The sequence below is a fragment of the Rhodanobacter sp. DHG33 genome, from assembly GCF_014843005.1.
Taxonomy (GTDB): Bacteria; Pseudomonadota; Gammaproteobacteria; order Xanthomonadales; family Rhodanobacteraceae; genus Rhodanobacter_A.
Genome location: NZ_JACYXM010000002.1, coordinates 88540 through 109260 on the forward strand (window position 1 = coordinate 88540; position 20721 = coordinate 109260).

Sequence of the window (20721 nt, forward strand, 5' to 3'; positions counted from 1 at the left end):
GTCGGGCGAAGGCCCGGTATTTACGGTCGATTCGAGGTAATGACTCCATGAAACCCTTTTCCATCCTGCTGCTGGTCGCCGCGGTCGCCGCGCTTGCCGGCTGCTCCCAGATCAAGCACACCGACCCGGTCGCGCCGCAGATCACCGGCACGGTCACCCGCGCCGGCGTGCCGGTGGCGGGCGCGCACGTGCAGCTGGTCGAAGCGTTCGACGACGCCGGCACGCCGCTGCCCGACGCAGAGAAGGACGAGGCGCTGACGGACGCCCAAGGCCACTTCACCGTGGGCCCGCTCTACCGCAAGGCGAAACGGGTAGATCTGCACACCGTGCCGTGGGGCCTGCGCATCTCGGCCGACAACAAGACATGGCATGCCGGCTGGTTGTCGGACTCGGCCCTGCTGGGCGTGGTGCCGAAGGCGCCGGTATCCGCCATGTGCGATCTCGCGGTGGACAGCAAGACCAGCGCGATCGCCGGCGACCTCCAGGCCATGGGCAAGGGCCCGTGCATCCTGCAACTGATCGAGAAGACCAAGCGATGAGCATGCTCCGCATCGAAAACCTGCACGCCCGCGTCGAGGGCAAGGAAATCCTCAAGGGCCTCACGCTCACTGTGAATCCCGGCGAGGTGCACGCCATCATGGGCCCGAACGGCGCGGGCAAGTCCACGCTGGGCAACGTGCTCTCCGGCCGCGAGGGCTACGAAGTCACCGCGGGTTCGGTCGTGTTCAACGGCGCCGACCTGCTGGCGTTGGAGCCCGAGGAGCGTGCCGCCGCCGGCGTCTTCCTCGCGTTCCAGTACCCGGTGGAGATTCCGGGCGTCAACAACACCTACTTCCTGCGCGCGGCCCTCAATGCGCAGCGCAAGGCGCGCGGCGAGCCGGAACTCGATTCCATGCAGTTCCTCAAGCTGGTGCGCGAGAAACTCAAGGTGATGCAGATCTCTGACGAGCTGCTGCACCGCGCGGTGAACGAGGGCTTCAGCGGCGGCGAGAAGAAACGCAACGAGATCTTCCAGATGGCGGTGCTGGAACCGAAGCTGGCGATCCTCGACGAGACCGACTCGGGCCTGGACATCGATGCGCTGAAGCAGGTGGCGCAGGGCGTCAACGCGCAGCGTTCGCCCGAGCGCTCCTTCCTCGTCGTCACTCATTACCAGCGCCTGCTCGACTACATCGAGCCGGACTTCGTGCACGTGCTGGCCGACGGCCGCATCGTGGAAAGCGGCGACAAGACGCTGGCGCTGAAGCTGGAAGAACACGGCTACGCCTGGGTGCGCGAGCACGGCGAACCGGCGGGCGCGTCGGCATGAGCCAGGCGTCGCCCTTCGTCGATGCATCGAGCGCGGCCCCGCTGCCGGCCAGCGGCATTGCGTGGCTGGATGCCTCGCGCCGCGAACAGCTCGATGCCTTCGTTGCCGCCGGCTTGCCCGACACGCGCATGGAAGCCTGGAAGTACACCGCGCTGCGTGCGCTGGGCCAGCGCCGCTTCGCTGCTGGCGATGCGCAGGCTTCGGCTCGCGCGGTCGATCCGGCTGCGTTTGCCTTGCCTGGCGTGGACGGGCCGCGGCTGGTCTTCGTCAACGGCGCCTTCCGCGCCGACCTATCCGCACTGAATGCGCTGCCTGCCGGCCTGACGCTGCAACCGCTATCGCAGGCTTTGCGGCAGGATGCCGAGCCGTTGCGCTTCGTGCTTTCCAGGAATGAGGCGGAACAAGGCGACGCCTTCATGCACCTCAACGCGGCGCTGTCTGACGATGGCGTGGTGTTGAAACTGGCGCCCGGCGCGAAACCGGCCGCGCCGGTCCATCTCGTATTTCTAGGCGCGCCGGCCGAAGGCGATCTGTCCTGGCATTTGCGCAACATCATCGAGCTGGGCGAGGGCGCCGAGCTGTCGCTGGTGGAGCACCACGTCGCCAGCGGCGAGCAGCAGCATCTGGGCACGCTGTCGAACGACATCGCATTGCGCGACGGATCGGTGCTGCGGCATGTATCGCTGCAGCAGGCGGCCATCGGCAGCAGCCTGATCCGGCGCAGCAGGCTGCATCTGGGCCAGCGCGCGCAGGCCACATCGCACGTGCTGGAGCTGGGCGGCGCCTTGGTGCGCCACGACCTGCGTGCCGAATTGACGGGCGACGGCGCACGCTTCGTCACGCGCGGCGTGTTCATGCCGCGCGGCCGCCAGCACATCGATACGCAGCTGGCGATACGTCACCAGGCCTTGAACACGACGTCGGATTCCGTCTGGCGCGGCGTGGCCGACCAGCGGGCGCGCGGCGTGTTCCGCGGCGCGATCCTGGTGGCGCCGGGCGCCGACGGCAGCGACGCCAGCCTCAGCAACAAGAACCTGCTGCTGTCGCCGAACGCCGAGATCGACACCAAACCGGAGCTGGAAATCCATGCCGACGAGGTGAAGGCCGCGCATGGCGCCACCGTAGGCCAGCTCGACGAGCGCTCGCTGTTCTACCTGCGCTCGCGCGGTATTCCCCAGACCGAAGCGCGCGCGCTGCTTACCGCCGCGTTCTGCCGCGCGGTGCTGGACGACTTGCCGAGCGCGCCGTTGCGCGAGCATCTGGCTGCATTGCTGGCGGTCGAATTGCCGGCATAACCCACAGCACTCCACCCCGGTTCTCTCCTGCGGGCAGGGGGATGAAGTCACTTGGGAAACTATCGACGATGAACGCACGAACCGCCACGTCCACTTTCGACATCCAGCGCATCCGCGCGGATTTCCCGTTGCTCGCGCGCACGGTGCACGGCAAGCCGCTGGTGTATTTCGACAATGCCAACACCAGCCAGAAGCCGCTGGCGGTGATCGAGGCGGTGGATCGCCATTACCGCGAACACAACGCCAACGTGTCGCGTGCCGTACACCTGTTGGGTGAGGAAGCCACTTCGGCTTACGAGGGCGCGCGCGACGCGCTCGCCCGTTTCATCCACGCGTCTTCGCGCGACGAGATGGTGCTCACCTCGGGCACCACGCAGGCGGCCAACCTGGTGGCCTACAGCTTCGTGCTGCCCAGGCTCAAGGCCGGCGATGCCATCCTCACCACCACGATGGAGCACCACGCCAACATCGTGCCGTGGCAGATCGTGGCGGCGCGCGCCGGCGCCACGGTGAAGGCGGCGCCGATCGACGAGCGCGGCGAGCTGATCGTGGAGAAGTTCGTCGAACTGCTCACGCCCGAGGTGAAGCTGGCCTGCGTGACCCACGTCTCCAACGTGCTGGGCACGGTGAACCCGGTACGCGAACTGGCGAAGGCCTGCCGCGAGCGCGGCATCCCGCTGTTCGTGGACGGCTCGCAGGCGATGCCGCACCGCCCGGTGGACGTGCAGGCGCTGGGCTGCGATTTCTACGCGCTTACCGGCCACAAGATGCTGGCGCCCACCGGTACCGGCGCGCTGTGGGCGAAGAAGGAGCACCTGGAGTCCATGCCGCCGTTCTTCGGCGGCGGCGAGATGATCCGCGAGGTGAAGTTCTCCGGCACCACCTTCGCCGCACCGCCGCACCGCTTCGAGGCGGGCACGCCGAACATCGCCGGTTTCGCCGGCGTGGGCGCGGCGATCGGCTATGTCGAATCGCTGGGCTTCGACGCCATCCGCGCGCACGAGCGCGCCTTGCTCGAGCATGCCACCGCGCAGTTGCGCGAGATCCCGGGCCTGCGCCTCGTCGGCGAGGCGCCGAACAAGGAGCCGGTGATCTCCTTCCTGGTCGAAGGCGCGCAGGCCACCGACCTCGCCACGCTGCTGGACCTGGAAGGCGTGGCGGTGCGCTCCGGCCATCATTGCGCGCATCCGCTGATGCAGTTCTACGGCGTGCCGGCCACGCTGCGCGCCTCGCTGGCGTTCTACAACACGCACGAGGAAGTCGACGCCTTCGTGGCGGCCTTGCTCAAGGTGCGCCGGTTGCTCCGCTGAAAGGGTCACGATGCTCGCCTTCCTCCCCGCCCTGATCCGCGTGCCGCTGGTACTGCTGCTGCTCGCGCTCAACGTGCTGGTGCACGTGCTGCCGCTGTTCGCGCTCACCCTGCTGAAGCTGGTGGTGCCGGTGGCGGCATGGCGGCGCCTCTGCTCGCGCCTACTGGTGGCGATCGCGGAGAGCTGGATCGGCGCGAACAACCTGCTGTTCGCGCTGTTCACGCGCATCCACTGGCAGGTGGACGGGCTGGAAGGCCTGCGCCGCGACGCCAACTACCTGGTGCTGGCCAATCACCAGAGCTGGGTGGATATCCCGGTGCTGCAGAAACTGCTGAACCGACGCATTCCGTTCCTGCGCTTCTTCCTCAAGAGCCAGCTGATCTGGGTGCCGCTGATGGGACCGGCGTGGTGGGCGCTGGATTTCCCGTTCATGAAGCGTTACTCCAAGGAAACGCTGGCCAGGCATCCGGAGTTGGCGGGCCGCGACATGGAGGCCACCCGCCGGGCCTGCGCCAAGTTCCGCCAGTTGCCGGTGTCGGTGATGAACTTCGTGGAAGGCACGCGCTTCACGCCGGCCAAGCACGATGCGCAGGGTTCGCCGTACCGCCACCTGCTGAAGCCGCGTGCGGGTGGCGTGGCCTTCGTGCTGGATGCGATGGGCGAGGGGCTGGACGCCATCCTGGACGTCGCCATCGCCTACCCGGGCGGCCCGTGCAGCATGATGGACCTGGTCACCGGGCGTCTGCGCGAAGTGCGGGTGAGCTTGCGCGAGCAGGCTATTCCCCGCGAATTGCGCGGGGATTACGAAGGCGACGCCGCGTTCCGCCAGCGCTTCCAGGCCTGGGTCAATGCGCTCTGGCGCGAACAGGACGTGCGGATGGCAGGGCTGCTTGAAGCGCCTTTCCGGCTTGCAGATGACTGAATACTGTATGAGATGGCAGAATCCGCGCCGTCCGCCTGCGCATGGTGGCGCGGTAAACTAGGAGCCGGAGCGGTCAGGCAGACGGCGATGGGGGTGGTGGATGACGCTGGAGCGGTGCAGACCATGAGTGAGGCGAAGCTCGCATCGACGGGACCGGGCGGTATGCGCGGTACGGGCGTGCTGCAGGCCATTGCGCGCATGTCGTCCACGCGGACGAACTACTGGGTGGGACATGCCGCCGACTTCCTGGTCAGCTTCGTGCTGCTCGGTACGGCGTACTGGCTGGGCCACGGCCATTCGGCTCTGGTGTCCGTGCTGGTCTTCCTGCTCGGCCTCCTCATCTTCAGTTTCATCGAATACGCTTTCCACCGCTGGCTGTTCCACGGCCCTGTGCGGTTGTTCGAGCACGGACACACGATCCATCACGAGCAGCCCCTGGGCTACGACTCGCTGCCGTTCTTCTTCCCGCCGGCCGTGGTGCTGCTGCTCGCAGCGGCGCTGGCGCTGGTGCTGCCTACGGCGATGGCCTTGCTGCTCACCGGCGCGATCGCGCTGGGTTATGCGCTGTATGGCTTCAGCCACATGATCATCCACCGCCGCGGCCGCTTCAATCATCCGCTGGCACGCAAGTGGGCGGCGGTGCACCACGTGCACCACTTCCATTCCGACAAGAACTACGGCGTCACCTCGCCACTGTGGGATTTCCTGCTGGGCACGTGGTACGTGTCGAAGAGCAAGGTGCGGTGATCTTGGGGTGATCTTTGCGATCGCCTCCGATCGCGAAGGTCAAACGGACGGCCATTCATAGCCGCGCTTTTCAGAGAAGCACGCTTTCCAGGCGCAGCTTGAGGCGATTGCTCAACCCAGCGGCAGGCCGCGCAGGTCCGTGCCGTCGGCGTCCACGCGCAGCACCGATCCCTGTTCGTACCAGTCGCCCAGCACGATGCGCTCGGCGGGGCGGCCGTCGAGGTCGAAACGGTGGATCGCCGGACGATGGGTGTGGCCGTGGATCAGCCGCGTCACGCCGGCCTTGCGCATGGCTTCCGCCACGGCACCCGCGTCGACATCCATGATGGTTTCCATCGAAGCGCCGGTATGTGCGCGGCTTTCCGCGCGCGACTTGGCGGCGAAGGCGCGACGCGCCTCCAGCGGCATGGCAAGGATCTGCGCCTTCCACTCCGGCGTGCGCACCTGCTTGCGCACCGTCTGGTAGGCCACGTCGGCGGTGCACAGGATGTCGCCGTGCATCAGCAGGGTGGGGCGCCCGTACAAGGTGTGCACGGTGCCGTCTTCGAGCAGCTCGAAACCGGCGCGGCGGGCGAAATCCTCGCCCAGCAGGAAATCGCGGTTGCCGACCATGAAGTACACCGGCACGCCGGCTTCGCGCACCGCACGGGTGGCGGCTGCGATGCGCTGCGGCAGCTCCGCGTCGTCGTCGTCGCCGACCCAGGCCTCGACCAGGTCGCCGAGGATGTAGAGCGCATCGGCGCGGCGCACTTCGTCGCTGGCCAGATAGCGCTCGAACAGTTCGGTGATGTGCGGACGGCTGTCGTCCAGGTGCAGGTCGGCGATGAACAGGCTGGCCATGCGGTCAGTGCCCCTTGGCCTGCCTGGCCGTGCTGGACGCGGCGGCGGGCGCGGCTTCGCCCACCACCTGCGCGCCTTCGATCACCACCAGCGGGTTGGGCACGTCGGCCGTGAACGGGCCGATGCCGTGGGTGGGGGTGGCGGCGATCTTGTCCACCACGTCCATGCCTTTGACGACCTTGCCGAACACCGCGTAACCCCAGGTGAGGCCGCTCTGGTTGCCAGCGAAATCCAGCCGGCGGTCGTCCACCAGGTTGATGAAGAACTGCGAGGTGCCCGAATTCGGATCGGCGCCGCGCGCCACCGCCACGGTGCCGCGCAGGTTGGAGAGACCGTTGTCCGCTTCGCTGGTGATGGCCGGGCGCGTGCGCTTGGGCTGCAGGTCGCGCGTGTATAGGCCACCTTGGACCAGGTAGCCGGGGATGGCGCGGTGGAACACCGTGCCGGCATAGAAGCCGTCGTGCACGTACTGCAGGAAGTTCGCCACGCTCTTGGGCGCCTTGTTCGGGAACAGTTCCAGCGTGATGTCGCCCTGCGAAGTGTGCAGCACCACCTGGGGATCGGTCGCGGAGTCCTGTGCCCACGATGCAGGTGCGAACAGGGCGGCGGACAGGAGCAGCAGGGCGAGCTTGGGCTTGGGCATCGAGGCAGGCCGTTCGAAGTATCCGCGCATGATACGCGGCCACGCCGGCGGGTGTGCCTTTTGAATTCAGTAGACGTTATTGAAGAGCGTGGCACGGGATGGCCGCCCGTTCGATGCCCGTGACCGGAAAACTGCGGGCATCAGGTCGTCGACAGTTCCAGCTCCAGGCCCAGCTCGGCCATGGGCGACACTTCCTGCTGCAGGTCAGCCTCGCTGAGCGGGTGCTGTTCCAGCCATGCGGTGGGCAGGGTGAGGCGCAACCGCTGGCGCGTCGCGTCCAGTTTCATCGGTGGCAGCGACTCGGCGCGGCGGCCGCGGCGGAAAAGCACGGCGAGACGCAGCAAGGCGGTGGTGTAGCGTGCGAGCTGGCGGTAGCGCTGCGGCATCGCGGCGAGCACCGTCTTGTCCGGCTTGCGCCGGTGCATCTCGACCACGGCGGCGAGCAGTTGCTGCTCCTGCCGCGAGAAGCCCGCGAGATCGGCGTGGCGCAGGATGTAAGCGCCGTGGTGATGGTGCTGGCTGTGCGCGATGGCGAGGCCGATTTCGTGCACGCGCGCGGCCCACGACAGCCATTCGCGCGCCTCGCCGTCGAGCTTCCATGCCTTGGCGGCCTGATCGAACAGCTGCAGCGCGGTGGATTCCACGCGCCGCGCCTGCGCGCGGTCCACGCCGTAGCGGGTGGCCAGCGCGTCGATGCTGCCGGTGCGCGGGTCGCTGCCCACGGCGCGGCCGAGCAGGTCCCACATCAGGCCTTCGCGCATCGAGCTTTCGCACACGCGCATGCGCGCGATTTCCAGTGCCTCGAACGCGGCCTCGAAGATCACCACCGCGCCGGCGAGCACCGGTGTGCGTTCCTCGGCCAGGCCGGGCAGCTTCAACGTGGCGATCGAGCCCTGGGCGAGGATGGCGTCGCGTAGGCCGGCCAGCGACGCGGGCGTGATGCCGTCGTCGCTGAGTTTCATCGCCTGGACCACCGCGCCGATGGCCTTGGCGCTGCCGGACGAGCCGAACGCCTCCTGCCAGCCGGATTCGCGATAGTCCTCGGCGAACTGCTGCAGCAGCACGCCGATCTCGCCGCGCGCGCGCTGCCAGCGCTTGCGGTTGAGCTTGCCGCCGGGGAAGAAGCGCAGCGTGGAGGCGATGCAGCCGGCCTGCACGCTCTCGGTGTGCAGCGGCGCGAGACCGCGGCCGATGATGAATTCGGTGCTGCCGCCGCCCACGTCCATCACCAAGCGCGGTTCGCGCGAGGCGGGCAGGTCGTGCGCGGCGCCGAGGAAGATCAGGCGGCCTTCCTCGCGGCCGGAGACGACTTCGATGGGGTGGCCCAGCGCGGCTTCGGCCGCGGCGAGGAAAGCCTGCGGCGCGGCCAGCCGGCGCACCGTGTTGGTGGCCACCGCGCGCACGCGCTGCGAAGGCAGGCCGGCGATGCGCTGGCCGAAACGGGCCAGGCAATCCATCGCGCGGGCGCGGCGGTCGGCGTCCAGCGAGCCGTCGCTGCGCAGGCCGGCGGCCATGCGCACGCTGTCGCGCAAACGGTCGATCACCCGCGGCTCGCCGTGTTCCATGCGCGCCACGATCAGATGGAAGCTGTTCGAGCCCATGTCCACCGCGGCCAGCAGTTCGCCATCGCGGATCGGTGTGTGTTCGGCCTGGCTCAAGCGTGGGCTCCTGGTCGGCGCGGATGAGGCAGCGACATGCATCATGCCGTATTCGCGCGCGGCTTTCCTCGTTCGTGTGCGTCGTGGATCGTAGTGCCGGCGATTCAGCGCGGGCCGTGCGCCGCGGGCGATGCGTTCACCGGTTGCAGCGGCCCCACGTTGACGTGGCCCGTCCAGCCGTCGAACACCTTGGCGGCGGCCTGGTCGATGGCCCTGGTCATCACCTGGACCGGCGGGCATTGCTCCGGATTGTTCGCCATGCTCACGTCGGCCGGCGTCGTGAGTCCCTCCATGCAGTAATGGCCGCCGGGACCGGTCAGGCTGGCCAGCCGGGCCATGCCTTGCTCGTAGCGCTTCTCGGCGCGCACCGCGGCCGTGGCATCGCCGTAGGTGGGGCGCATGCGCGCGAGCAACTGGTCGGCTGCCTGCCGTTCGGCCGAGGTGAGGGAGGCAGCAAGCGTGGCGGATGCGGAGGCGTAGTTCGATTGCGGCCGTTCCGAGGCGAGCGCCAGCCATGCCGCCGCCAGCGGCCGGTTCCGCGGCTGGTGGTCGCCGTCGAGGGCCATGATGCCGAGCACGTACTGCGCGGGCTTGCTGGCCCAGCCCGCAGCCGTGGTGAAGAATTTCTGCGCCTGCGCGTAGTGGTGCAGGCCGTAGCTTTGCGTGGCCAGGCAGTAGTAGTAATCCCCTGGCAGGAACTGTTCTTCGCCGATGGCGCACGCGGCGCTTGCCAGATCGGTGTCGCTCGGCGCCGAGCTGGCGGCAGCGGGGGCTCCGGTAGCGTCGTCGGCAGCCATGGTCATCGAAGGTGCGCCGAAAGCGCCAGCCACGCATGCCGAAAGCGCCAGCATGCGCATCACCTTTCTGCATGAGTCGTACATGTCCGGGCTCTGTCTGGTGGAGTGGTTGGGTCTATCTGTCGACAAGCAGCGCAGTCGAGGAACGGGGCGATGCATGTCCATCTGCCGGCTTACGGACACAGCTTCTGCAACAGCATCTGCTGGGCACTGTACGGGGCTTTCTTGCCAGGCGTGGCACGGGTATAGCGACCGTCGCCGTCGAGCAGCCATGCCTGGGTGTTGTCGGCCAGGCTGCTGGCAAGGGTTTCTTCGTACACGCGCGCGGCCAGGCCGGGATCGCGGATGGGAAAGGCGATTTCGATACGGCGCATCAGGTTGCGTTCCATCCAGTCGGCGCTGGCGCAGTACAGCTCGGGCTGACCGTCGTTGCCGAACCAGTACACGCGGCTGTGCTCCAGGAAGCGGCCCACGATGGAGCGCACGCGGATGCGCTCGGAGATGCCGGGCAGGCCGGGACGCAGCGTGCAGGCACCGCGCACGATCAGGTCGATCTCCACGCCGGCCTGCGAGGCGCGGTAGAGCGCCTCGATCACGTGCGCCTCGTTCAGCGCGTTGAGTTTGGCCACGATGCGCGCGGGGCGGCCGGCGCGGGCCAATTCCGTTTCGCGCTCGATGCGCTCCATCACGCCGGTGTAGAGCGTGAACGGCGAATGCAGCAGGCGCGTGAGCGCGATGCGCGGACCCAGACCGGAGAGCTGCTGGAACACCTTGTGCAGGTCTTCGCCGATCTCGGGGTCGGCAGTCATCAGGCCGATGTCGGTGTAAGTGCGGCTGTTGATCTGGTGATAATTGCCGGTGGAGAGATGTGCGTAGCGGCGCAGCACGTCGCCTTCGCGGCGCACGATCAGCATCATCTTGGCGTGGGTCTTGAAGCCCACCACGCCGTACACCACCTGCACGCCGGCCTCCTGCAGGCGCGTGGCGAGGCGGATGTTGGCCTCCTCGTCGAAGCGCGCGCGCAGTTCGATCACCACGGTGACGTCCTTGCCGTGCCGCGCCGCCTCCACCAGCAGATCCACCAGCGGGGTGTCCTCGCCGGCGCGGTACAGGGTCTGTTTGATCGCCAGCACGTTGGGGTCGGTGCTGGCCTGGCGCAACAGGTCCACCACGGCGGCGAAGCTCTGGTAGGGATGGTGCAGCAGCACGTCGCGCTGGGCGATCTGCTCGAACTTGTCGCGGGTCGCTTCCAGCCCGGGCGGCAGCTGCGGGGTGAAGCGCGGGTACTTCAGCTCGGGGCGGTCCAGCCAGTCGTAGATCAGTCCGGCGCGGATGATGTTGACCGGACCGTCGCAGCGGTAGACGTCGGCCTCTTCCAGCTGGAAGTTGTGGGTGAGCATCGAGGTGATGGACTGCGGACAGTCGTTGGCTATCTCCAGCCGTACCGGCCGTGCGTAGCCGCGTCCCACCAGTTCCTCGCTGAGGGCGAGGGCGAGGTTCTCGACCTCGGCGTCTTCCACCATCAGCTCGCTGTTGCGGGTGACCCGGAACTGGTAGGAGCCGACCACCTTGAAGCCAGGGAACATCAGGTCCACGAAGGCATGCAGCAGCTCGGCGAGGAACACGAAGTGGTCGCCCTCGCCGCACACCTCGGCAGGCACGCGGATGATGCGCGGCAGCGAACGCGGCGCGCGCACCAGCGCCATGTGGCCCTCATGGCCGAAGGCGTCGCGTCCCTTCAGCACCACCGCGATGTTCAGCGTCTTGTTGAGGATGCGCGGGAAGGGGTGCGCCGGGTCCAGCCCCAGCGGCGACAGCACGGGCAGCACCTCGTGCTCGAAATAGCCCTGCAGCCAGCGTTTCTGGCGTGCGCTCCACTGTGTGCGGGTGAGGATGTGGATGCGCTCGGCGTCCAGCTGCGGGCGCAGTTCCTGCTGCCAGATCGCATATTGCTCGGCGACCAGCTCCAGTACGCGGCTGCGGATGCGCGCCAGCAGCTCCGGCGGCGACAGGCCGTCCGGCCCCGGCGCCGCCGAGCCGTAGGCGTGATGGTGCTTGAGCATCGCCACGCGCACCTCGAAGAACTCGTCGAGGTTGTTCGCCACGATGCTCAGGAAGCGCAGCCGTTCCAGCAGCGGCACCGTGGTGTCGCGCGCCATTGCGAGCACGCGGAAGTTGAATTCCAGTGCGGCCAGTTCGCGGCTGAGATAAAGCTCGGGCGCGGCAAGGTCGATGATGGGGGTGGCCGTAGGGCTGTCGGTGCGTCGCATGCGTGCATTCTGGCGCATGCACACCGGTCCATGTGCGATGCGGCGTGCGGCGCTTCAGCTTTCGTCGCGGCTGCGCGTGGCCGAGAGCAGGCGCTCGGGCGCGAAGTAGCAGGAGAAGGTGGAACCGCGGCCCGGCTCGCTTTCGATGCCCAGCCGTGCCTGATGCAGGTTCAGCACGTGCTTGACAATGGACAGCCCCAGCCCGGTGCCGCCCGTGCCGCGCGAGCGGCTGGAGGACACGCGGTAGAAACGCTCGGTGAGGCGGGTGAGGTGGCTGGCGGGAATGCCGTAGCCCGTGTCGGTGACCGAGTAGGTAGCGCCTTCCGAACTGCGCCGCCAGCGGATCGTGATGCTGCCGCCGGCAGGGGTGTAGCGCACCGCGTTGCTGACCAGGTTGGAGAGCGCGCTGTGCAGGTCCTTGGGCGAGCCGAGCAGATCGAGGTCGGCATCGGCCTCCACCGAAACGTGGTGGCGGCCCTGGCTGAGCGCCTCGGCTTCCTTGCGCAGCGTGCCCAGCAGCGGCGCCATCGGCACGCGCTCGTCTTCCACGTGATGCTGGGTTTCCAGCCGGGACAGGGTGAGCAGGTCTTCCACGATCTGGCCCATGCGGCGGGACTGCGCGCGCATCTCGCCCAGCACCGGCGCAAGCGCGGGAGCATCCGCGGGGTCGAGCAGTTCCAGGTAGCCGTGGATCACGGTGAGCGGCGTGCGCAGTTCGTGCGAGACGTTGGCGACGAAGTCGCGGCGCATCTGTTCAAGCCGGGTGACATGGCTGGTGTCGCGTGCCAGCAGCACCTGCTGGCGACGGCCGAACGGCAGCAGGCTGACGCTGATCTGGCTGTCGGGCCGTCCCGGCGCCACGGTGTCGTGCAGCGGCTCGTGCTCTTTCTGCCGCAGCCAGTCGGCGAGTTCCGAGGCCTGCAGGCGCTCTTCCAGCGGCGCGCCGCGATCGTTCGGGGCGCGCAGGCCGAGCAGGTTCTCGGCCGCGTGGTTGAACCAGCGCACCCGCTGGTCCGGGTCCAGCAGCACCACGGCGTCGGGTAGCTGGCTGGCGGTGCGGCGCAGGTCGCGCAGACTGGAGGCGAGGCGTTGGGTGCGCATGACGAGACGGTCGTGTTTCGCGGTGATGGTGGTCGGCGACATGATGTGACGCGTCATGTGACCATCCCGCGACAGCAGCAAGACGATTTCCGCCACAGCGACAAGGGCCACACCCGCGGCGATGTGGTTGCCGGCCAGCCAGCCGAGCAGTGCGCCGGCAAGCAGGCCGGCGAAACAGGCGACAGGTGCTTTCCAGCGAAAGATGATGGACATCGAAGGGCGGATGGTTGGCAGGCTGGGTGTAGAGCTTACAGGCGTGTCCGCTTTTCCACGCCTCTTGTCCCGAATTTCGAGCTTCCTGCCGGAGCCGCCATGCATGCGAAGCGGAGCCCAGGTCGATTTCCGACGGGCTCCAAGGAGTCGGCCTGTCAACGCTCAGTGCGGCTGGCGTATCGCTCCGTTTCGCGGAGCGACGTCGCCGGGAACAATCTTGTCAGACGCTTGCGGAGAAGCGGTAGCCGCTGCCGCGCACGGTCTGCACCATGTCTTCCAGCTTCCACGGTTCCAGCGTCTTGCGCAGGCGGCGGATGTGCACGTCCACGGTGCGCTCCTCCACGTACACGCTGCCGCCCCATACGTGGTCGAGCAGTTGCGCGCGCGAGTACACGCGCTCGGCGTGGGTCATGAAGAAATGCAGCAGGCGGTATTCGGTGGGGCCGATGGTCACCGGCTCCTCGCCGGCGAACACGCGGTGGGCAGGGCCGTCGATGCGCAGCCGACCCAGTTCGACCACGCCGTCGCCGTCGTCGCCGTGGGTACGGCGCAGCACCGCCTTGATCCGCGCGATGAGCTCGCGGGTGGAGAAGGGCTTGACCACGTAGTCGTCCACGCCGGCTTCCAGGCCGTTGACGCGATCCATCTCTTCGCCGCGCGCGGTGAGCATGATGATGGGGATCTCGCGGCTCAGCTCTTCCTTGCGCAGACGGCGGGCCAGCTCGAGTCCGCTCATGCCCGGCAGCATCCAGTCCAGCAGGATCAGGTCGGGCACCTGTTCGGAAATGGCGAGCTGGGCGGCGCGGGCGTCGGCGGCCTGCATCGCCTCCATGTCGGCCTTGCGCAGGGCGAAGGCGATCATCTCGCGGATCGAGGTTTCGTCTTCGACGATCAGGATGCGTTTATGCACGCGGGCAGGATCCGTTGGCCTGTGACCGTGATATTGCAATGCAGGAATGTTACGCCGCGATGACATCGCCGGCGTGTCATGTCGCTATTGTTGCGAACCGTCCGGGGTGGCGGGGTTGTCCGGGGTGCCGATCTTGCGCTTGCGCAGTTCCAGCACCAACGGCGTGAGTTCGGCGATCCGCGCCTGGATGCGTGCGCGGGCGTAGTAGCTGAGGTCGTCGCGCTTGAGCAGGCGCTTGAGCTGCTCCATCGCGTCGAACGGGCGGCCGGCGTAGTAGCTGGCGTCGGCCCACGCCTCGCCGGCCCGTTCGTCGTCGCCGGACTTGTCGCCGGCGCGGGCATAGGCGGTGTACAGCGCGGGGTCGTCGCTGTTTTCCAGCAGGGGGCGCAGCAGGTCGGCGGCGGTGGCGGCCTGCGGTTTGTCGCCGTGCTCGGTGAGCGCGGTGGCATAGGCCAGCGCCACCGCGCGATTGCGCGGCGACTGCCGGTTGAGCTGTTGGTACAGGGCCAGCGCGGTGTCGCGCTGGCCGGCCTGCAGCTGGGCGTCGGCCAGCGCCAGCGTGAGGATCTGGCTGCCGGCGTGCGTTTTCAGCAGCGGCTCGAGCTGCGCCACGGCCTGCGCGCCGCGGTCGCTGCGGGTAAGCGCCAGCGCGTAGCCGTAGCGGTTGGCCGGGGTGTCGAAGTCGGGCTTGTTCTTGAGGTTGCCGGCGTAATAGTCGGCCAGCCGCTGCGGGTTGCCGCTCAGCACGCGTGCACGTTCGCGCATCAAATCGTAGGTGCTGAGGCCGGCCGGGTTGGCGGCATTCGCGTCGAGCCGTATGGGTCCGTGCACGAAAGCCATCGGCGCGGTGACCTGCTCCCACTGGCCGCTGAGCATCGTGTCGCCGCTGGGGCGCAGTTTCTGCGCGGCGATCAGCGCGCCGGCGCGCGACTTGGCATCGGCGATGCGGTCGCTGGTGACCGGGTGGTCCTGCAGGAAGGAGGGCACCTGGCCGCCCGCACCCGTGCTCATCACGTCCTCCATGTGCTGGAAGAAGGCCGCCATCGCGTCCGGATCGAAGCCCGCGTTGGCGAGGGTCTTGATGCCGGCGCGGTCGGCTTCGATTTCGTCCTTGCGCGTGAAATTGATTTCCTTCTGCGCCAGCAGGCCCTGGCCGCCGGCCAGCACCGCGATCGGCGCGTCGCCGGCGCTGCGGCCGGCGGTGCTGGCGGCGATCGCGCCCAGCAGCACCAGGGCCATCAGTGGCGCGTCCTTCTTGGAATCCTCGAACGCGCGCTGCAGGTGGTTCTGCGTGATGTGGCCGATCTCGTGCGCCATCACGCCGGCCAGCTCGCTCTCGTTGCGGGTGATGGCGATGAGGCCCGAGTTCACCGCGATATAGCCGCCCGGCATGGCGAAGGCGTTGATCTCGTTGTCCTTGACGATGAAGAACTCGAAGTGGTCGCGCGGCTTGGCGCAGGCGGCGACCAGCCGGAAGCCGAGGTCGTTGATGTAGTCGTTCAGCAGCGGATCGTCCACCACCATGTCCAGCGCACGCATCTGGCGCAGCATCGCGGCACCGTAATCCTGTGCCTCCTGCGGCGAGATCAGCGCGTTGGCCGAGCTGCCGAGGTCGGGCAGGCGCGAGTCGTCCTGGGCGCCGGCGGCGAAGGCCAGGCCGGCGAGGATCAGGGCGGTGAGCAGGCGTCGTGGTGCCATGGCGGGGAAGTCGGCAGGTAGAATGGATTTGCGTGGTCGCGAAGGTAAACGCGGCCGGCCATGGCCGGATGTTTTTGCGATCTTCCGTGATCGCCGGAGCAGCCGGCGGCCATCCATGCCGCACTTTCGTTATTCAGTTGACCGCCCGCGTTGAAGCTTGTTCCATGGGCTTTTGCCCCCATCTCCTGCGCAGGCAACCGGAGTTTCGCGATGTCCAAGATCGAAGTCTATTCCACCGCGGTATGCCCGTACTGCGTGGCGGCCAAGAACCTACTCAAGGCCAAGGGCCTGGCGTGGGAAGACATCCGCGTGGATACCGACCCCGCGCAGCGCGACGCCATGCTGGCGCGTAGCGGCGGCCGTCGCACCGTCCCGCAGATCTTCGTCAACGACCAGCTGGTGGGCGGCTACGACGACCTGGTGGCCGCCGACCGCAGCGGCAAGCTGGCCGAACTGCTGGGCGAAGCCGCATGAGCGGCACGCAGGATAGCGAGAAGGATCGCGTGGCCGAGTTCACCGCGTTCCGCCAGCGCATGAACGAGCGCATCCTGGCCGAGGACAACCAGGTGGTGCGGCGCTTCTTCGCGCTGGACACGCAGACCTACAAGCCCGGCGCGCTGGACGTGAAGACCAAGGAGCTGCTGGGCCTGGTCGCCTCGATGGTGCTGCGCTGCGACGACTGCATCAGCTACCACGTGGCGCAGTGCAAGGAGGCCGGCGTCACCCGCGAGGAATTCTTCGAGACCTTCAGCGTAGGCTTGGTGGTGGGCGGTTCCATCGTGATCCCGCACCTGCGTCGCGCGGTGGATTTCCTCGACCGGCTGGAAGAAGGCGAGGCCGCCACCGACGCGGCCTGCGCCGACCGCGGCTGACGCGTTTTTTCCCTTTCCCGGTTGCCTTTCTGCAGTCGGGATGGCGGATTGGGGGTGAGGCGCATGCCATTTCCCGCAACGCTCCATGCGAGGATTTTCAACGCCGCGCGCCGGCCCTTGCCTGTTCGCCTCCGTGGGGATCGGCGATAATTGCGCGGATATCGATCCCTGCATGCGGATGCTGCAGCGGCCATCGACGGCATTCTTCCCCACGGAGTTTCCCCCATGAGCAAGACCATCGCGGTGATCCCGGGCGACGGCATCGGCCCGGAGATCATGACCGCCACGCTGCGCGTGCTCGACGCGCTGGATTGCGGCCTCGCCTACGACTTCGCCGACGCCGGCATGGTGGCGCTGGAGAAGCACGGCGACCTGCTGCCCAAGGCCACGCTGGACAAGATCGCCGAGCACAAGGTGGCGCTGAAGGGCCCGCTGACCACGCCGATCGGCGGCGGCTTCACCTCGATCAACGTCACCCTGCGCCGCCACTTCGATTTGTACGCCAACGTGCGTCCGGCGATCAGCTTCCCCGGCACCAAGGCGCGCTTCGAGAACATCGACATCATCACGGTGCGCGAGAACACCGAGGGTGCGTATCTGGCGGAAGGGCAGTCGCTGTCCGACGACGGCCAGACCGCGATCTCGATGATCCGCAACACGCGCAAGGGCAGCGAGCGCATCGTGCGCTACGCCTTCGAGCTGGCGGTGAAGAAGGGGCGCAAGAAGGTCACGGCCGTGCACAAGGCCAACATCATCAAGACCGCCTCGGGCCTGTTCCTCAACGTGGCGCGCGAAGTCGCCAAGGAATACCCGCAGATCGAGTTCAACGAGATGATCGTGGACAACACCTGCATGCAGCTGGTGATGAAGCCCGAGCAGTTCGACGTGATCGTCACCACCAACCTGTTCGGCGACATCCTCTCCGACCTGTGCGCGGGCTTGGTGGGCGGCCTGGGCCTGGCGCCCGGCGACAACATCGGCGAGGGCGCGGCGATCTTCGAGGCCGTCCATGGCTCCGCCCCGGATATCGCCGGCAAGGGCATCGCAAACCCCTGCGCGCTGCTGCTGGCCGCGGCCGACATGCTCGACCACCTCGGCATGGTGGAGAAGGGCGACAAGCTGCGCGCCGCGATCCGCGACACCATGACCCACGACCGCGACAGCGTGACGCCGGACCTCGGCGGCAAGGGCAGCACCTCCAGCTTCGGCGAGGCCATCGCGAAGCGCGTCAAGGGCTGAGCACCGGCGCCATCGACACACAAGGCCGCGGCATCGCCCGCGGCCTTGCCGTTTCTGGATCATGCGGAACGGTTGCTAGCATGGGTGCTTCCTGCTTTCCGCTGCTTCTACATAGACCATCCGATGGACATCGCGTTCTGGGTTTTCGTCTACATCGCTGCCGCCGTGCAGGCCGCGCTGCTGTCGCTGGCTTTGTGGCGCCGTTCCGCCAACCGCGAGGCGAACCGCCTGCTCGCGGTGTGGGTGGCGCTGGCGGGCATCGATCTGGCGATGAAGGCGGCCTACTGGCACACGCTGTCGCCGGAATGGTTCCGCGCCTACCGCTTCGTGGCGCTGTTCCCTTTTCTCTATGGCAGCCTGTTCTTCCTTTACGTGCGTGCGTTGACCCGTGGGCAGGGCTTCCGCTGGCGCGACGTGCGGCACCTGCTCGGTTTTGCGGCGATGGTGCTTGCCACCGGCGACGTGCTGCTGGCGAGTACGGCGCGGCTGCAGGCGATGTCGGCGAGCTGGATCGCGGGCGAGCGCTCGATCGGCCACTGGTTCGATTTCGCGCTGTTCGTCTACAGCCTGTCCTACGTGGCGGCGGCGCTGGTCCAGGTGCACCGCTATCGCCGGTACCTGCGCGAGCGGCGTTCCGACGCGGATCGACTGTCCCTGCGCTGGATCGACACCATGGCGGCATGCCAGGTCGTGATCTGGTGTATCGCCATCGTGCAGGCTCTGGTGCAGTTGCCGATCCTCAACTACGGGCTGCTGTTCGGCGCCATCGCAGGCTGGATCTGCGTGGTGGGCTGGTTCAGCCTGGGGCAGCCGCCGTTGGCGGTCGAGCCGGAGGCCGAACCCGCGGATGACGAAACCATCGCCCCCGCCACGATCAGCGAACCTGACGATGCGCGTTACGACGCGGTGCAGGCGCGCCTCGCAGCGCTGATGGAAAGCGCTGCGCCGCTGTACCTGGAGCCTGCGCTGACCATCGGCCAGGTGGCGAAGCGCAGCGGCTATCCCGAGTACCTGGTGTCGGCGGTGATCAACCGCCGTTTCGGCGGCACCTTCTGGGACTACATCAACCGGCTGCGCGTAGAGGCGTCACGCGCCTGCCTTGCCGATGCCGCCGACACGCGCAGCATTCTCGACATTGCCTATGCCTGCGGCTTCACCTCCAAGTCCACCTTCAATGCCGCATTCAAGCGCCAGGTGGGCGACACGCCCAGCAGTTATCGCAAGACGGCCGCACCGCTCAAGGCTGCGGCCGACGATGCAGGGCATCGATGATCGCGGCCACCAGGTCGCCGGTGTCGTCGCCGTAATCCAGCGAGATGCCCATGCGCACCACCACCAGCCGCTCGGACGGCACGATCACCACGTATTGCCCGAACGCGCCGCGCCCGTAGTACATATCCTTCGGCAGCTGCGGCATGCCCCAGGGCGCGTCCCACACCGGCACCCGGGTGTCGTTCTTGATGTTCAGCCAGAAGCCTGCGCCGTAGCCGGTGTCCAGCGTCTGCGAGTGGCTGTACGCCACCCAGCCCTCGGGCAGGATGCGCTTGCCGTCGACCACGCCGTCGTCGAGGTAGAGCTGGCCGAAGCGGGCGAAATCGCGCGCCGTGCCGTAGCCGTCGCTCGACCCGATCAGGGTGCCGGCGGCATCGGTCTGGATCGTGGTATGGGTCATGCCCAGCGGAGCGAACAGCTCGCGCCGTGCGAAGCGTTCGGCGTCCACGGCACTGCCGCCCGCCGCATCGGTGACCATGCGGCCTAGCAGTGCGTAACCCAGGTTGCTGTATCCCCACGCCGTACCGGGCGCATGGGCCAGCGGCATCCGCGACGCATAACCGGCCATGTCGTCTTCCAGGAAGGTCATGCGCGTCATGGGGCTCAGGGCGCCGACGGTTTCGTCGAACGGCAGGCCGCTGTCCATGCGCAGCAGCTGGTCGACGGTGATCGCCTGGTGCGGGTCGCCGGCGGACCGCCATCCGGGGATCGGTGCAGGCTGTTCCAGGTGCAGCCTGCCTTCGCGCACCAGGATGCCGATCAGCGCGCTGGTCAGCGACTTGGTCAGCGAATGCGCCCAGATCGGCGTATCCGGCCCGTAGCCCGTGGCATAGCGCTCGGCGATCAGCTGGCCGTCGTGCAGCACCACGACGGCCTTGGTGTTGCGCGGATGCGCGGGATCGGGCTCGGCGAAGGCACGGTCCAGCGCGCGGCGGATGGCGGGGTCGTCCGATGCCACCGCATGCTCCGGATAGGGGCTGGCGATGGGCGCGGGCTCGAAACCCGCGGCCTCGGGCACCGGGCCGTCGCCATGCATCAGCAGGCAGCCCAGGCCGGGACGGAATACGGCGCGTGCGCCGAAGGCGCCCAGCACGCTGGCATTCGCCTCGTGTTGTGCGGCATCCACGTGCCAGCGTATCGCCCACGCGATGCCGTCCATCTGCGGCGCATGCTGTTCTTGGAACACGCGTTCGGGATCGACATGGCTGACGAAGACGGCATCGCACAGCCCGTGGCTGACCGAGCTCGTGGCGAGGAGCATCAGGGGCCGGCCGGCCGTGCCCAGCCAGGCCGCGCCAAGGAGCAGGACGGCCAGCAGGACAGCCAGGGCGGTTTTCAGGATACGTGCGGTCATGAGGCTCTTCCTTCGTTTCACGATTGTGCTGCCGTCGCGGCGACGGATGGGTAGGGACGGATGGCGGATCGTTCGTGCATGCGGCAGCCCTCGTGCGTTGGTGGGCGCAAGCATGCGGTGCTGCGTCGCTGGTCTCGTCCGAGGCGGCGGAACCGTACGGCAGCACGGTTTCTGCAGGTGCGATCCGGCCGGTTCGGACGTGTCAGGCGCCGGTCGGATGCGGCGGACAGGCTCTAAGATGCGCATCTGCCTGCCGGTACGCCACTGGCCC

At 67.8% G+C, this 20721-nt stretch carries 19 protein-coding genes; 10 read left to right on the forward strand and 9 right to left on the reverse strand.

All coding sequences use genetic code 11. The annotated features are described in order from the left end of the window. The first annotated feature begins 47 nt into the window (after window positions 1-47). The 6 genes from IHE46_RS03330 to IHE46_RS03355 all read left to right on the forward strand — a co-directional run bounded on the left by IHE46_RS03330 (window position 48) and on the right by IHE46_RS03355 (window position 5583). Window positions 48-539 carry a carboxypeptidase-like regulatory domain-containing protein gene (locus IHE46_RS03330; RefSeq protein WP_192163214.1) on the forward strand — a complete coding sequence of 164 codons (492 nt, stop codon included), beginning with the start codon at window positions 48-50 and terminating at the stop codon, window positions 537-539. A 2-nt stretch (window positions 540-541) separates the two neighbouring features. After that, window positions 542-1309, forward strand: coding sequence for a Fe-S cluster assembly ATPase SufC (gene sufC / locus IHE46_RS03335; RefSeq protein ID WP_192163743.1), 768 nt, complete (start codon window positions 542-544; stop codon window positions 1307-1309). Next, window positions 1306-2604, forward strand: coding sequence for a Fe-S cluster assembly protein SufD (gene sufD / locus IHE46_RS03340; protein ID WP_192163215.1), 1299 nt, complete (start codon window positions 1306-1308; stop codon window positions 2602-2604). Before sufC ends, sufD begins: the two co-directional genes overlap by 4 nt. 68 nt (window positions 2605-2672) lie before the next feature. Next, window positions 2673-3914 carry a cysteine desulfurase gene (locus tag IHE46_RS03345; protein WP_192163216.1) on the forward strand — a complete coding sequence of 414 codons (1242 nt, stop codon included), beginning with the start codon at window positions 2673-2675 and terminating at the stop codon, window positions 3912-3914. 10 nt (window positions 3915-3924) lie between these two features. Then, window positions 3925-4836 (forward strand): acyltransferase, encoded by a 912-nt coding sequence (locus IHE46_RS03350; RefSeq protein WP_192163217.1) that lies wholly within the window; start codon window positions 3925-3927, stop codon window positions 4834-4836. Between the two features lie 123 nt (window positions 4837-4959). After that, window positions 4960-5583 carry a sterol desaturase family protein gene (locus tag IHE46_RS03355; RefSeq protein ID WP_192163218.1) on the forward strand — a complete coding sequence of 208 codons (624 nt, stop codon included), beginning with the start codon at window positions 4960-4962 and terminating at the stop codon, window positions 5581-5583. Between the two features lie 111 nt (window positions 5584-5694). On the opposite strand, the gene lpxH is transcribed toward IHE46_RS03355, so the two are convergent. The 8 genes from lpxH to IHE46_RS03395 form a co-directional block, all read right to left on the reverse strand. Continuing rightward, complete coding sequence (lpxH, locus tag IHE46_RS03360; protein WP_192163219.1) at window positions 5695-6423, reverse strand: UDP-2,3-diacylglucosamine diphosphatase; 729 nt, start codon at window positions 6421-6423, stop codon at window positions 5695-5697. A gap of 4 nt (window positions 6424-6427) precedes the next feature. Next, window positions 6428-7066, reverse strand: a complete 639-nt coding sequence (locus IHE46_RS03365; RefSeq protein WP_192163220.1) for a peptidylprolyl isomerase — start codon at window positions 7064-7066, stop codon at window positions 6428-6430. Window positions 7067-7206: 140 nt separating this feature from the next. Continuing rightward, window positions 7207-8724, reverse strand: a complete 1518-nt coding sequence (locus IHE46_RS03370; protein ID WP_192163221.1) for a Ppx/GppA phosphatase family protein — start codon at window positions 8722-8724, stop codon at window positions 7207-7209. Between the two features lie 104 nt (window positions 8725-8828). Next, window positions 8829-9575: a hypothetical protein gene (locus IHE46_RS03375; protein WP_192163222.1), complete on the reverse strand. Its 747-nt coding sequence runs from the start codon at window positions 9573-9575 to the stop codon at window positions 8829-8831. A 119-nt stretch (window positions 9576-9694) separates the two neighbouring features. Continuing rightward, entirely contained in the window at window positions 9695-11791 is a 2097-nt protein-coding gene (gene ppk1, locus IHE46_RS03380) for a polyphosphate kinase 1 (RefSeq protein WP_192163223.1), read from the reverse strand. 54 nt (window positions 11792-11845) lie between these two features. Further along, window positions 11846-12892 carry a phosphate regulon sensor histidine kinase PhoR gene (gene phoR, locus IHE46_RS03385; protein ID WP_225562825.1) on the reverse strand — a complete coding sequence of 349 codons (1047 nt, stop codon included), beginning with the start codon at window positions 12890-12892 and terminating at the stop codon, window positions 11846-11848. Between the two features lie 433 nt (window positions 12893-13325). Further along, entirely contained in the window at window positions 13326-14015 is a 690-nt protein-coding gene (phoB, locus tag IHE46_RS03390) for a phosphate regulon transcriptional regulator PhoB (RefSeq protein WP_192163225.1), read from the reverse strand. A gap of 84 nt (window positions 14016-14099) precedes the next feature. Further along, complete coding sequence (locus IHE46_RS03395; RefSeq protein WP_192163226.1) at window positions 14100-15713, reverse strand: M48 family metalloprotease; 1614 nt, start codon at window positions 15711-15713, stop codon at window positions 14100-14102. Window positions 15714-15923: 210 nt separating this feature from the next. Here IHE46_RS03395 and grxC point away from each other — a divergent pair, with 210 nt between their 5' ends. From grxC to IHE46_RS03415, 4 genes are all read left to right on the forward strand, one after another. Next, window positions 15924-16187, forward strand: a complete 264-nt coding sequence (grxC, locus tag IHE46_RS03400; RefSeq protein WP_192163227.1) for a glutaredoxin 3 — start codon at window positions 15924-15926, stop codon at window positions 16185-16187. Continuing rightward, complete coding sequence (locus IHE46_RS03405; protein ID WP_192163228.1) at window positions 16184-16585, forward strand: carboxymuconolactone decarboxylase family protein; 402 nt, start codon at window positions 16184-16186, stop codon at window positions 16583-16585. The genes grxC and IHE46_RS03405 overlap by 4 nt, the downstream gene beginning before the upstream one ends. Window positions 16586-16810: 225 nt before the next feature. After that, window positions 16811-17824: an isocitrate dehydrogenase gene (locus IHE46_RS03410; RefSeq protein ID WP_192163229.1), complete on the forward strand. Its 1014-nt coding sequence runs from the start codon at window positions 16811-16813 to the stop codon at window positions 17822-17824. A gap of 123 nt (window positions 17825-17947) precedes the next feature. Then, window positions 17948-19096, forward strand: coding sequence for a helix-turn-helix transcriptional regulator (locus tag IHE46_RS03415; RefSeq protein ID WP_192163230.1), 1149 nt, complete (start codon window positions 17948-17950; stop codon window positions 19094-19096). Here the strand turns inward: IHE46_RS03415 and IHE46_RS03420 are convergent. Then, window positions 19062-20450, reverse strand: coding sequence for a serine hydrolase (locus IHE46_RS03420; protein ID WP_192163231.1), 1389 nt, complete (start codon window positions 20448-20450; stop codon window positions 19062-19064). The genes IHE46_RS03415 and IHE46_RS03420 overlap by 35 nt on opposite strands. Window positions 20451-20721 lie beyond the last annotated feature (271 nt).